The 12,231-nt window shown below is 68.9% G+C and carries 12 protein-coding genes; all 12 read right to left on the bottom strand.

Features of this window, described 5'->3' with window-relative positions; translation table 11 throughout:
* Positions 1–813, bottom strand: a complete 813-nt coding sequence (locus E0H50_RS00575; protein WP_131283610.1) for a carbohydrate ABC transporter permease — start codon at positions 811–813, stop codon at positions 1–3.
* The gene (locus E0H50_RS00580) at positions 810–1,760 is read right to left on the bottom strand and encodes a carbohydrate ABC transporter permease (RefSeq protein WP_238150692.1); all 951 of its coding nucleotides are present in this window, start codon (positions 1,758–1,760) and stop codon (positions 810–812) included. The genes E0H50_RS00575 and E0H50_RS00580 overlap by 4 nt, the downstream gene beginning before the upstream one ends.
* Positions 1,757–2,566, bottom strand: a complete 810-nt coding sequence (locus E0H50_RS00585; RefSeq protein ID WP_131283612.1) for an inositol monophosphatase family protein — start codon at positions 2,564–2,566, stop codon at positions 1,757–1,759. The genes E0H50_RS00580 and E0H50_RS00585 overlap by 4 nt, the downstream gene beginning before the upstream one ends.
* 77 nt (positions 2,567–2,643) lie before the next feature.
* Positions 2,644–3,339 carry an MgtC/SapB family protein gene (locus E0H50_RS00590; RefSeq protein WP_131283614.1) on the bottom strand — a complete coding sequence of 232 codons (696 nt, stop codon included), beginning with the start codon at positions 3,337–3,339 and terminating at the stop codon, positions 2,644–2,646.
* A gap of 21 nt (positions 3,340–3,360) precedes the next feature.
* Entirely contained in the window at positions 3,361–4,380 is a 1,020-nt protein-coding gene (locus E0H50_RS00595; RefSeq protein WP_131283616.1) for a 2-hydroxyacid dehydrogenase, read from the bottom strand.
* A complete protein-coding gene (locus tag E0H50_RS00600) occupies positions 4,377–5,837 on the bottom strand; it encodes an FGGY family carbohydrate kinase (protein WP_131283618.1) in 1,461 nt (486 codons plus the stop codon). The genes E0H50_RS00595 and E0H50_RS00600 overlap by 4 nt, the downstream gene beginning before the upstream one ends.
* A gap of 12 nt (positions 5,838–5,849) precedes the next feature.
* The gene (locus E0H50_RS00605; protein WP_131283620.1) at positions 5,850–6,650 is read right to left on the bottom strand and encodes a DeoR/GlpR family DNA-binding transcription regulator; all 801 of its coding nucleotides are present in this window, start codon (positions 6,648–6,650) and stop codon (positions 5,850–5,852) included.
* A complete protein-coding gene (locus E0H50_RS00610) occupies positions 6,647–7,264 on the bottom strand; it encodes a histidine phosphatase family protein (protein WP_131283622.1) in 618 nt (205 codons plus the stop codon). The genes E0H50_RS00605 and E0H50_RS00610 overlap by 4 nt, the downstream gene beginning before the upstream one ends.
* Positions 7,261–8,595 (bottom strand): FGGY-family carbohydrate kinase, encoded by a 1,335-nt coding sequence (locus tag E0H50_RS00615; protein ID WP_131283624.1) that lies wholly within the window; start codon positions 8,593–8,595, stop codon positions 7,261–7,263. The genes E0H50_RS00610 and E0H50_RS00615 overlap by 4 nt, the downstream gene beginning before the upstream one ends.
* A 139-nt stretch (positions 8,596–8,734) precedes the next feature.
* Positions 8,735–8,968, bottom strand: a complete 234-nt coding sequence (locus E0H50_RS00620; protein ID WP_165546960.1) for a hypothetical protein — start codon at positions 8,966–8,968, stop codon at positions 8,735–8,737.
* Between the two features lie 297 nt (positions 8,969–9,265).
* Positions 9,266–11,908 (bottom strand): patatin-like phospholipase domain-containing protein, encoded by a 2,643-nt coding sequence (locus E0H50_RS00625; RefSeq protein WP_131283628.1) that lies wholly within the window; start codon positions 11,906–11,908, stop codon positions 9,266–9,268.
* A 27-nt stretch (positions 11,909–11,935) separates the two neighbouring features.
* Complete coding sequence (locus tag E0H50_RS00630; RefSeq protein ID WP_131283630.1) at positions 11,936–12,151, bottom strand: hypothetical protein; 216 nt, start codon at positions 12,149–12,151, stop codon at positions 11,936–11,938.
* Positions 12,152–12,231 lie beyond the last annotated feature (80 nt).

The raw sequence follows: 12,231 nt of genomic DNA on the forward strand, positions 1-12,231 counted from the left end.
TCATCCCTTCAGAGCTCCGGCCGTGATGCCGCCGACGATGTAGCGCTGGGCGATCAGGAAGATCAGCAGCATCGGCGCGAGCACCAGCAGCGTGCCGGCCATGATCGTTCCCCAGGCCGCCAGGCCTTCCTCGTCCTTGAGGATCAGCAGCCCGACCGGCAGTGTGCGCATCGACGCGGTGTTGGTGACGATCAGCGGCCAGACGAAGTTGTTCCATTCCTCGACCGCGGTGATCACCACGACGGTGATCAGCATCGGCCGTGACATCGGCAGGACGACGCGCCACAACGTGCGCAGGTGTCCCGCGCCGTCGACCGCGGCCGCGTCCGTCACCTCGGTGGGCAGCGTGAGGAAGTGCTGCCGCATCAGGAACGTCGCGAACGCGGACCCGATCCCGGGGATGATCAGGCCGGCGTAGGTGTTGATCCAGCCGAGGCTCGCCACGGTCAGGTAGTTCGGCAGCAGGGTCACGTGGCCGGGCACCATCATCGCGCCGAGCACCGCGAAGAACAGGATCTTCTTGAACGGGAACCGCAGGTAGGCGAAGGCGTACGCCGTCAGCACGGCGTTGACCACCTTCAGCGCGGTCCCGATCACGGTGATGATCGTGGAGTTCAGGAAGAACCGGTCGAACGGCGCGGCCTTCCACGCCAGGCTGAAGTTCTCCCAGGTCAGGTGCGGCCACCAGGCCGGCGGCCACTGGTAGATCTGGGTCGGCTGCTTGAACGCCGTGGACAGCAACCAGTACAGCGGTCCGAGGAACACGGCCGCCACACCGATCAGTACGACGTACTGGATCGCGCGTGTCTTCATCGGTAGTGCACCCGCCTCTCCATCACCCGGGCCTGCACGGTGGTGACGAGCAGCAGGATGACGAACATGATGATCGACAGCGTCGCCGCGCGGCCCGCGTTGAACGCCTGGAAGCCTTCGTTGTAGATCGACCAGCTCAGCGTGGTGGTGGCATCACCAGGGCCGCCACCGGTCATCACCGCGATCACGTCGAACGCCTGGAAGGTGCCGATCACCGTGGTGATCAGCAGGAAGAAGGTGATCGGGGCCAGCAACGGGAGCTTGATCGAGCGGAACCGTGTCCAGGTCGACGCGCCGTCGATCGCGGCCGCCTCGTCGAGCTCCTTCGGCAGGCCCTGCAGGCCGGCCAGGTAGATCAGCGCGGCGAACCCGACGTTCTTCCACAGGTAGACGATGACGAGTCCCGGCAGCGCCCAGTCGGAGTTGTTCATCCAGTCCGGCGGCTCGGCGCCGAACGGTTCGATCAGCGCCCGCATCAGGCCGTACCCGGGGTCGAAGATGAACGCCCAGATGGTCGCGACCGCGGCGCCGGACAGGATGTGCGGCGCGAACGCGATCGTCCGGACCGCCCCGCGGCCCTTCAGCGGCAGGTTGAACAGGAACGCCAGCGCGAGCCCGATCACCAGGCTGCCGACCACGATCAGGCCGGTGAACACGACGGTGATCCACAGCGTCTTGTGGAACGCGGGGTCGGTCAACGTGCGGCCGTAGTTGGCCAGCCCCACGAACGTCGGGCGCGCCGCGATCATGTTCCAGTCGGTCAGGCTGAGGAACGCGTTGTAGATGATCGGCCAGTACGCGAAGACCGCGATCACCAGCAGGTTCGGCGCGACCAGCAATGCGAACAGCCCGTACTCGCGCCGGCGTCGGCGCTTCCGCTGATCATTGCCATCGGCAATCGTTCGTTCGTCCGGATGGGTCCGGGCCGGCAGGTCTACTACCGTCACACCGACCTCCTCATGAGTAACTCTTGCAGTGGGGTGGCCACCGAGGGGGCGGCGGCCAGGATGCCTTGCGGGAAAAGGGGTCCGCGGACGACGGTGGCGCCGGCCTCGCGGACGATCAGCGCACCGGCGGCGACGTCCCAGGGCTGGATCAGGTGCTCGTAGTACGCGTCCGCCGTACCGTCGGCGACCGAGCACAGGTCGAGCGCGGCCGATCCGCCGCGGCGGATGTCGCGGACGGCCGGCAGCAAGTCTTGCAGAAGCGCTGCCTGCTCGGCCCGGCGCTCCGGCAGGTACGAAAAGCCCGTACACACGAGGGAAGCCTCCAGCCGGGTCTGCCGCAGCGGACCCAGGCGCCGACCATCAGACGGGGCGTCGGCACGATAGGCGCCCGCGCCGCGGACGGCGGACCATGTCGTACCGGTGCGCGGTTGATGGACCACGCCAACGAGTGCGCCGTTCTCGTCCTCGACGGCGATCGACACGCTCCAGTCGACGCGGCCGTAGAGGTAGTTGACCGTGCCGTCGAGCGGGTCGATCACCCAGGTCAGCCCAGTGGTCGAGGGCCGTGAAGCGCCTTCTTCGCCAAGGAGTCCGTCGCCGGGGCGGTCTGCGGTCAGACCGTCCGTGATGAGCTTCTCGGACGCGCGGTCGGCCGCGCTGACCGGGTCGTTGGCGGAGCTTTTGGTCTCGACACCAGCCGCGTCGATCGACAGACTCCGCTGACGGGCCAGGAGCTCCGAACCTGCCGCGATCGCCAGCCGGACGGCGAGTTCGCGCAGGTCAACGAGGTTCGGTACAGCGGGCATGCCGGTGAAATTATCACCGAACGATGGTTACGTATAGATAATCTGTGTGATTTTCTCATCTAAATCACATTCGTAGCTCAATCGTCATCGTCGTTGCGGAGCCGTACGCCGGTGACGCCGTCGAGATCGTCCAGGGCCAGCACCAGGTTCTGCAACGGTGGGCGCCCGGAGAACCGCATAGACGCCCGTACCTGCGGGCGCGCCCCGTCCCGATGGACCTCGGTGCCGAGCACCGAGGCCTCGAATCCCATCGACGTGGCAGTCGCCAGGATCGCCCGCAGTACGCCGGCTCCGTCGTCGTACCGCACTGTGACGACGCGGCGGCGGTCAGGCGACGGCAGGAACCGGCCGAGTCGCGCGAACGGGCCGACGGCAACCAAATGCAGCATGGTCGCCGCCAGCGCGAGGAGCGGCATCCCTGCGCCGCAGGCCATACCGATCGCGGCGGTCATCCAGATCGTGGCCGCTGTAGTCAGCCCGCGGACCACGTCCCGGCGCATGAAGATCACGCCGGCGCCGAGGAAGCCGACGCCGGACACGATCTGCGCCGCGATCCGGGACGGGTCGAGATTGACGTCGGTCCCGAGGACGGCGTTGAAGCCGAACCCGGACACCAGGGTGAACAGCGCGGCCCCGGTGCCGACGAGCGTGTGCGTTCGCATACCGGCGCTCTTCTGCCGTACCTGACGCTCGATGCCGATCACCATCGACAGCACGAAGGCGATCAGCAACAGCAGAAGCTCGGTCCAGGTCGTGGTGGTTGCTAACTTCATGATCCCTGTCCTGTGCCCCGCCTACGCCGAGACCAGTCCAGCGGGGTCCTTTCCGTTGAGGAAGGCGGCGACTGCCTCCGCCGCGATCGATCCGGCGCGGTGGGCCGTCTGCCGCGTGGCACCGGCGAGGTGCGGTGTCATCACGATGTTGGGCGCGGTCAGCAGCCGCGATCCCGCGGGCACCGGCTCGGACGGGAACACGTCGAACGCCGCCGCTCCCAGCTGCCCGGACTCCAACGCGTCCACTGTCGCGTCGTAGTCGAGCAGACCGCCACGGGCGGTGTTCACCAGTACGGCGCCGCGGGGCATCGCGGCGATCTGCTGCGCACCGATCATCCCGCGGGTCTGATCGGTCAGCCGCGCATGCAGGCTGACCACATCCGACTGCCGCAGCAGCTCGTCGAGTTCGACGAGTTCGATGCCCTCGGGCGCTTGGTCGACGTACGGATCGGCGACCAGGACGCGAGCGCCGAACGCCAGCATCACCCGGGCGACCCGTTGCCCGATCGCGCCGTACCCGACCAGGCCCACGGTCGAGCCGTCGAGTTCGCCCCCGCACTCGTCGTACGCGTAGAGGTCGGAGCGCCACTCGCCGTGTTCCAGCGTCCGTTGCAGGCGCGGAAGGTTGCGCAGGGCACCCATCGTCAGTGCGACCGCGTGCTCGGCGGCCGCCACCGCGTTCCGTCCGGGCGTCGACGCCACCGCGATCCCGCGCTCGGCCGCCGCGGCGACGTTCACGTTCACGGGGCCGCCTCGGCAGACCACCAGGAACCGCAGGTCGGGCGCCGCGTCCAGCACGCGCTCGGTGAACGGCCCCATCTGCGTGACCGCGAGCTCGACCCCGGCCAGCGCCTCGATCAGCTGGTCCTCCGCGTCGCTCGCCTCGTCCACCTCGGCGACACGTCCGTACGGCGTCAGCGGCCAGGGCAGCGTGACCTCACGGAACTCGAACGCCACGTCCGGAATCGTGCTGAGCGCCGCGGCCAGCAGGTCGTTCCGCACGAAATGGTCGCCGGCGAGCAGCGTCTTGACGGTTCTCATCGATCTCCTGTGAACGTAGGTGCTGGGTCGGACCAGCGTGGGCGGGCCGACTCGATGCGGCGCAGGTAGTGGGCGTAGCCCTCCGCGTAGAACGCGGCGCGCGCCGGGTCCGGGTCGACCTGGCGGGTCTCGGCGATCCACTCGGCGCCGGCGCTGTCCGGGTCGATCGCACGACGCGCGCAGATCACCGCACCGCGGGCGGCGACCTGTTCGGCCTCGGCGGTGTGCAACGGCGCGTTCAGTACGTCGGCGAGGATCTGGGTCCACTCGCTGCTCCGGGCGCCGCCGCCGCACACGGTGACGCGACCGGTCCAGCCGGCCGCGTCGAGGCAGTGCCGTGCGGCGTACGCGATGCCTTCGCAAGTCGCGCGGACCAGGTCGGCCGTCGTCGTGGACAGCGAGATGCCGTCGATCGTGCCGCGGGCCCGGGTGTCGACGAACGGGGCCCGTTCGCCCGCCTCCGACAGGTACGGCAGGACCGTGACGCCGGATGCGCCGGGCGGGCTGTCCGCGAGCAGCGACGGCAGCTGGTCGGTGGTGACGCCAACAAGTGCGAGGACCCGGTCGAGGGCAGCCGTACCGACCATTGCAGGCATCGCGCGGAGCCAGACCCCTGGCGTCCAGGTGCCTAGGAACAGGCCCGCGGGTTCGCCGTCGACGGGCAGCTCTCGCGTGATGACCTGGCAGGCCAACGTCGTACCCACCGTCAGCAGCGCGTCACCTGGCTCGGTCACTCCAGCGCCGGCTGCCGCGGCCGGGAGATCGTACGGACCGGCGGAAACACGTGTTCCGGGTGCCATCCCGGTCGAGTCGTCGCGCAACTCGCCTACCGGTCCGGTGGCCGCAACGGGCGCTAGCAGCCCGCGCACGCCCGACAACCCGGTAGCCTCCAGCGCCGCGTCGTCGTACTCCCCGGTCCTGGGGTCCAGGAACGGTGCGGAGGCATCGGACACATCCGTCGCCCGGACACCGGTCAGCGCCTGCATCACCACGTCCTTGCAGTACGCCGCCGTACCGGCCCGCTCGACGACGTCGGGTTCTTCCGCTAGCACGGCGGCCAGCAGCGGACCCGATGCGCCCGGAAACATCCGGTTTCCGGAACGGCGGAACACGTGTTCCGCGACCCCGTCGGCGGTCCACTGCTCGAGGATCGCGCTGCTCCGCGCGTCCAGCCAGGAGATCGCCGGGCGCACCGGCGTACCGGCGTCGTCGACCAGCCACAGGCCGTCGCCCTGCGCAGTGATGGCCAGGACCTCGGGTCGGGTTCCCACAGCGGCCGCCAGCTCACCGACCACCTCGTTGACCGAAGCAACTATCTCGGGGGTCTCGTGCTCGAATCGCCCAGGGCTGCGGTGCAGCAGCCTGGTCGGTCGCGATGCTTCGGCCAGTGGGCGGCCGTCGGCGCTGAACGCGACTGCCTTCGTGACGGTGGTGCCGACGTCAACGCCTACGTCCATAGATGCCCCCTCCTAGAGTTTGGCGACCTCCACGGTGGCGCCGTGGTCGCGCAGCGGTTCGATCAGGTCCTTCGGGGTCTTCTCGTCGACGATCACGACGTCGAAATCGGTCAGCGGAGCCAGCCGGTGCAGTGCGGTGCGCTGCAGCTTGGCGTGATCGACCAGCAGCACCTTGGTCCGCGCCGAGCGCAGCATCGCCCGCTTCACCAGGACGATCTCCTCCTCCTGGTGGAACGCGTGCGTCGACGACACCGCGGACACCGAGCAGAACAGCAGGTCGGCGTGCAGCGCCTCGACGGCCTCCGCGCACGGCATCCCGCCGAACGAGTCGTGGGTCGCCGAGTAGATCCCGCCGAGGGCCAGCAGCGTGACGTCCCGCAGCTGCGCCAGCTTGGTGATCGCCGGCAGGAAGTTCGTTGCCACGGTCAACGGAGCGATGTCCTCGAACAGGTCGACCAGGGCCAGCGCGCTGGTCGAGTCGTCGAGCATCACCGACATCCCGGGCTCGATCATCGCCCGCGCGTGCCGGGCGATCGCGGCTTTCTCCGCGTGCGCGGTGTTCAGCCGGTACGCGACATTGCTCTCGAACACGCTGGTCGGCTGCGCGCTGACCCCGCCGCGGTACTTCCGGACCACGCCCTGCCGCTCGAGCTCGTCCAGGTCGCGGTGCACGGTCATCACGCTCACACCGAACGCCTCGACCAGATCGTTCGCCGACACCGAGCCGTGTTTCACGACGTACGCCGCGATCTCGGCCTGCCGGCGCGCGGGACGACTCAGTTCGGTGGTGTCGCCGTCGACATCCGTTGTCATTCCAGGGTCTCCATTCGCACAGGAGGAACGTTGAACGCCTCGAGACCCACTGTGCCGTTCTGCCAGCGCAAACGCACGAGCGCCGCGGGACCGAGCGCAGGTAGCAGTCTGCGGTAGTCGTTCAGTCGCAGACCGAGCACCCTGCACACGAGCAGCCGGATGAGCGTGTTGTGCGCGACCACGAGGACCTTCTGGCCCTGGTGCCGCTGCCCGATCTCGTCGAAGACCTCGCGGACCCGATCGGCCGCCGCGGCCGGATCCTCGCCGCCCGGAAAGTGGTCGCGCACCGGGTCGAGCTCGAACGCCTTGCCCACCGCCGGCGGCAGCTCACTCAGCATCTTGCCCTCGGCCGACCCGAAGTCGACCTCCCGCAACCGGGCATCCAGCGTGGGCGTGAGGCCGAGCAGTTCCGCCGTCGGCGTGATCGTCTGCCGGGCCCGCAGCATCGGCGACGCCCACAGCGCATCCGGCGCATAGTCCGCCGCCCAGTCCTTCAGTTGCTGCGCCTGCCGTACGCCGACCTCGTCGATCGGGAGGTCCGTGGACCCGGTGTAGCGGTTGCCGTGGTGCCATTCGGTGCGGCCGTGGCGGGCCAGCACGATCGTCGTTCTCATCCCCTGTACCCCCGGCGGTCGAGTTCGGCGACGAACTCGCCGTACAGATCGTCCAGTCGTTCGCCGCGCGGCTCGAGGACATGGTCGACCCGGACCATCCGGCGCGCCGTCCCGGTGAGATCGGTCCCGCCGGACGCGGCCAGCACCGCCATGCCGTACGCCGGGTCCGGGATCGCCGGAAGCTCTACCGGTACGCCGAGGACGTCGGCGCGGAGCTGGTTCCAGTACCCGGCCTGGGTGGCGCCGCCGGTCAGCGAGACCGAGCGAACCGGGTCCGCGCCGAGCGTCTCCAGGTGTTCGAACGCGAGTCGCTCGACGAACGCGACACCTTGCAGCACGGCGGCGTACGTCTGCAGGTCGTCGTTGGTGCTCCCGAGGGTGAACCGTTCGGCCTGTGGTGCGACGAAGGGGAATCGCTCGCCGGTCTTGGTGATGGGGTAGATGACTGCATCGACCGGGTGGGCGGCTCGATCCAGGGCGTCGAGGTCGGCGCCGGGAAGGAGCTCGGTGAGTACGCCGGCGCCGGTGCTGGACGCGCCGCCAGGTAGCCAGCCACCGTCGGGGTGACGGTGGCTGTAGACAGCTCCGGTGGGGTCGGTGAGCAGCTCGGTGCTGACGCCTTTGAGGACAAGTGTGGTGCCGAGGACCGAGTTCCACGCGCCGGGAGCGAGGGCGCCGGCGGCGATCTGGGCCGCGCAGCCGTCGGTCATACCGGCGTACACGGGGACGCCGTCCGGCGTGCGGCCGAGCTCGGTGCCCGGGCGGACGACCTCGGGGAACGCGGTGAGCGGGAGACCGAGTTTGTCGAAGGCCGCAGTCGGCCAGGCGTCGGCGATCAGGTCGTAGCCGGTCTTGAGGGCGTGGCTGGTGTCGGTCGCGACCGGGTGCCCGACGAGGTGCGCCGCGACGAAGTCGGCGCTGTGGACGACGTGACGGTCCGTGAGGTCGAGGTCGAGGATCTTCGGGAGCGCCCACGTCGGTTGCATGCTGGTCGCCCAGCGCTCCGGATCGGCGTCCACGATGTGGTCGCGACGGGCGGTCGCGCGCGCGTCGTCGTACATCAGGGCCGGTGTGACGGGGCGACCGGCGCGGTCGGTCAGCAGGAACGTGCCGGAGGTGGAACAGATCGCGACGCCGTCGACGCCGGTCGATCCGACCTCCGCGAGGACCGCGTCGACGGCGGTCAGCCAGGCCTGCGGGTCCTGTTCGTGACGGACGCCGTCACGGTGGCTGGTAAGCGGACGCGTTGCACGGGACAGAACGTGACCCTTGGCATCGGCCAGCACGGCACGCACACTTTGCGTGCCGAGGTCGAGCCCGATCCAGCCCACGAAGCGCCTCCCAGGTGAGTGTTATCTGCATTGATAACATAACACCAGAAGACGATAAGAACGCACCAGCCCCTGACCGAAGGCGGACAGAAAACGGCCCCCGCAAGCCGGTCGGCCTACGGGAGCCAGGAGCGTCGGGTCAGGAGTGCATCAGAACCAGGGCAGTGTCGGCCGTGGCCAGCTCGAGCCGGCCCGCGTCGACCGCGCCGTACGCACCGATTGGGCCGCTGCTGCGACGACCGCTCCGGTTGAGCCAGAAGCGCCAGCCCGCCGGGGCCTCGGGCCAGGTCGGGTCAGGCGTCCATCCGGGCGGCGGACGCCAGCCGTCCGTCGGCGGCTGCGGCCACTGCGGCGGCGGGTTGAACTTGTGCACTAGCGGTCCCTCCGGATTCCCCAGCGATCCGCTGAGCGGAACTGTCTGACAGATCAACGATCTGGCACACCGAACGTCACGGATAAATCTTCGTAAAGTTTCAGCCCGTACGAGGACCCATCTCAGCACCGAAACAGCGCTCCGGCAACCGTTCTCTCAACCACCGGACTGCACGTGCATCCTCAAAGGATTTTGTTGCCCCTTCCACAGGCAACACCCCGGTTGTCCACAGCAACAGCCCCTTTGTCCACAGTCAAGACTCGTTATCCACAGGAGAATCTGTGGACAGCTCGCTGGTTACACGTCGTACAACCGGTCGTGCACTCGGTGATGGTCGACAAGGGACTCGGTGAGGGCGTGGCCGAGGGAGCGGTAGGCCTCGAAGTCCCACTCGTCGTAGAACTGGTCGCCGGTGGTACGGCGGGGGAAGTCGGCGTGCTCGACGGCGTACTGCTCGAGGTCCCAGTCGAGGTGGCCGGCGAGGACGGCCTTCACGAAGAAGATCTCGGTCTTGTACGGCTTCTCTTCACCCTCATCCAACGGGTGCGTCGCGATCCCGTACGCCCACGCCCGGTCGGCTCGGGGCTTGGTGCCGCGGATCATCGGGGACGGGTCGAGGTTGATCTCGATGCCGTGGTCCATCCGGGCCGTGGCGATCGCCTCGGCGAGGGCGGTGAAGCGGTCCTCGGCGTCGTTCGAGGCGTCGATCACGATCACCTGGGCGGGCTTGCGGCGCAGCGCCTCGACCAGGCCGAGGTTGTCGTAATGACCACCGTCGGTGACGTAGATCCGACGTTCGTACATCGACGGAGACCCGACCGCCTCGTGCAGCAGCCGGTACGGGCCGGGTTTGTCGATCACGCTGCCGACGTACCGCCGTACCTTCGCGACGAACCCGCGCCGGTCCGGGAACGCGGCCTCGGCGCGGTTGTTCCAGTACGGGTTCGGCAGCCACACACCGAGCCGCGCGTTGAGTACGGCGAGCAGCAGCCGCACCGGCCGCGTCCGGGCATTCACCCGGCCGGTCAACGGGCTGAACGCGGCGCCGCTGATCGCCATCGCCGCGGGCACCGTGACCTCGCGCTTGAGGACGTCGGCCTCGCGCTCGTAGTCGGCCGTCTCGCGCCGGCCGCCGTCGGGCAGCGACCGGTCCCCGACGATCCCGATCTGCTCGGCGTCGAACACGAACGGCACGCAGTCGCGCTGCGTCGGCACGAAGTCCGGGTCGTCGACGTTCGCGACGCCGGCGATGACGAGCTGCGGCCCGCCGTCGATCGGCTTCGCCCAGTCCGAGTACCGCAGCCGCAGGTGGTAGTCGAGTCCGACCGCGGCGCCGTTGTCCTGCCGCTTCACCAGGAACGCGCGCGACAGCCGCTCCCGGTAGAAGGAGTGCAGCGAGGTGCGGTTCGCGTCGGTCAGCACCTTGATGGCGAGCGCGATCGCGGCCAGGATCAGCGCGACGTTCCAGTCCTCCTGGTACGTCGCATCGGTCGCGTAGCCGCCGGTCCAGCGCAGCAGCACGATCACGGCGGCGATCACGATGATGGCGCTCCCCGCCCACGGCGCGAGCTTGGTCCGCGCGAACACCAGCAACCGCGCGCGCAGTCCGGTCGCCGCCTTGCCCTCGACAGTCAGCCCGTTCCAGACCGATTTACCCAGGCCGATCAGTACGACGACCAGCGCGCTGAACGACGCCACGCCCTGTTTCGTGGGGTCGACCAACGCCAGGAGCGCCGACGGCAGACTCGGTTGGTCGATGGACTCACCGGGGACTTTCCCCAACAGGTAAAGGCCTCCCGGCACACCGAGCAACAGCACGGCGACCGGTACGCCGTACCGCAGGGTCACGTTGCCGATCGTGGTGAGGATCGTGCGGACCAGGTCCGGCATCCGCGCCCACCGGTCCCAGACCTTCTCGATCAGGAACATCAGCGCGCTCACCGCGAGCAGGAACACGGACATGCCGACGAAGAACCAGGAGTCGTTCGGCTTCCAGTCCACCCGGAGCCCGTCCATGATGACCTTCTGGTCCGCGAGGAACCAGCCGAGGATCCAGGCGATCGCGCGCAGCGTGATGCCGATCAGCAACAGGTTCACCACCAGGCCGAACAGCACCGACAACGCCGCGCGGAACATCGCCCGGCCACCGGACAGGAGATAGCGGGTCTGCCGTCGCAGGCGGGCCAGCTCGGGTGATCCCGGCGAGAACGGGTCGGCGCAGGTACGGCGAAGTACGTGGAAGGCGGCGGCCAGGTATCCGCCGCCGCTGACGCCGATGACTGTCGAGGCCTTGTCGTACAGACCGCGTTCGCGCAACAACTGCAGCGCACCGAGGCAGAACGACGCCGAGCGGATCCCGCCGCCGGAACAGGTGATGACGAGGCGGCCGCTGTCCTTGTCGTCACGCTTCGCCCGGCGGAACGTCGCGGGCGGCGGCGGCTCCGCGCCGTACCACTTCCGCTGACCGAAGCGGCTCGTCGCGAACAGGCTGACAGCGAGGATCAGTACGCCGGCCACGACGACGGCCCGCGCCAGCCAGGTGAACCAGCCGGTGGAGAGGTCAGCGCACGGAGCGGACGCGAAGTCGCCCCAGAGGGCCAGGTTCTCGGCGATGTCGAGGACGGCGGCGACAAGGACGAGCCACCACCCGACGACCGCGACCCGCCGCCAGGACTGGAGGTTCAGGAACTTGACGTACTTGTACGCCCGGTACGCCGCGTACACGCCGGCCAGCACGAACGCCGAGTCGACGAGGATCGAGAGCCGTGCCGGCGCCGCGCACTCCGCCGCCGAACCGGCCGCTTGCTGGACGGCGGCCCGCATCGGCACCTGCACGATCGCGAGGACGATGGCGAGTTGGAGCGTCTTGGTGAAGGTCCGCCGGCGCCCGATCTGCTCGATCGTGGCTTCGCCCCTGGTGCCGTCCGAGTCCCCGAGCATCGCCCCATCATGCCGGGGCGTGAGGGTCTATGCGGCGTTCACGCGCGTCTCGCTCAAGCGGCACGGAGGGACGTCGCCGGCCTCGAGGGCGGCGAGTTCGGTGCAGGCCAGCGCGATGGCCTCGGCCTGGGTCCGGCAGTCGGCGTACCAGAAGGGGTCGTCGGGCTGCCGGTCGTCGGCGTCGTCGATGTCGGCGTACCAGCAATCGTGCCGGTAGTGCACGACCCGAACCTTGAGCTTCATGTGCGGTGTGACGCCGGCTGCCGGCCTCAGGTTCCTGGCCGAAAGGTTTACAACGTTGGAAGTAGCCGGTACAAACGAGA

Source organism: Kribbella sindirgiensis (assembly GCF_004331435.1).
GTDB classification, from domain to species: Bacteria; Actinomycetota; Actinomycetes; order Propionibacteriales; family Kribbellaceae; genus Kribbella; species Kribbella sindirgiensis.

What these genes read in the sequence shown, in the direction of transcription:
- E0H50_RS00575 (WP_131283610.1), bottom strand. Translation starts at nt 813, where the DNA reads ATGAAGACACGCGCGATCCAGTACGTCGTACTGATCGGTGTGGCGGCC.
- E0H50_RS00585 (WP_131283612.1), bottom strand. Translation starts at nt 2,566, where the DNA reads ATGCCCGCTGTACCGAACCTCGTTGACCTGCGCGAACTCGCCGTCCGG.
- E0H50_RS00590 (WP_131283614.1), bottom strand. Translation starts at nt 3,339, where the DNA reads ATGAAGTTAGCAACCACCACGACCTGGACCGAGCTTCTGCTGTTGCTG.
- E0H50_RS00595 (WP_131283616.1), bottom strand. Translation starts at nt 4,380, where the DNA reads ATGAGAACCGTCAAGACGCTGCTCGCCGGCGACCATTTCGTGCGGAAC.
- E0H50_RS00600 (WP_131283618.1), bottom strand. Translation starts at nt 5,837, where the DNA reads ATGGACGTAGGCGTTGACGTCGGCACCACCGTCACGAAGGCAGTCGCG.
- E0H50_RS00605 (WP_131283620.1), bottom strand. Translation starts at nt 6,650, where the DNA reads ATGACAACGGATGTCGACGGCGACACCACCGAACTGAGTCGTCCCGCG.
- E0H50_RS00610 (WP_131283622.1), bottom strand. Translation starts at nt 7,264, where the DNA reads ATGAGAACGACGATCGTGCTGGCCCGCCACGGCCGCACCGAATGGCAC.
- E0H50_RS00625 (WP_131283628.1), bottom strand. Translation starts at nt 11,908, where the DNA reads ATGCTCGGGGACTCGGACGGCACCAGGGGCGAAGCCACGATCGAGCAG.
- E0H50_RS00630 (WP_131283630.1), bottom strand. Translation starts at nt 12,151, where the DNA reads ATGAAGCTCAAGGTTCGGGTCGTGCACTACCGGCACGATTGCTGGTAC.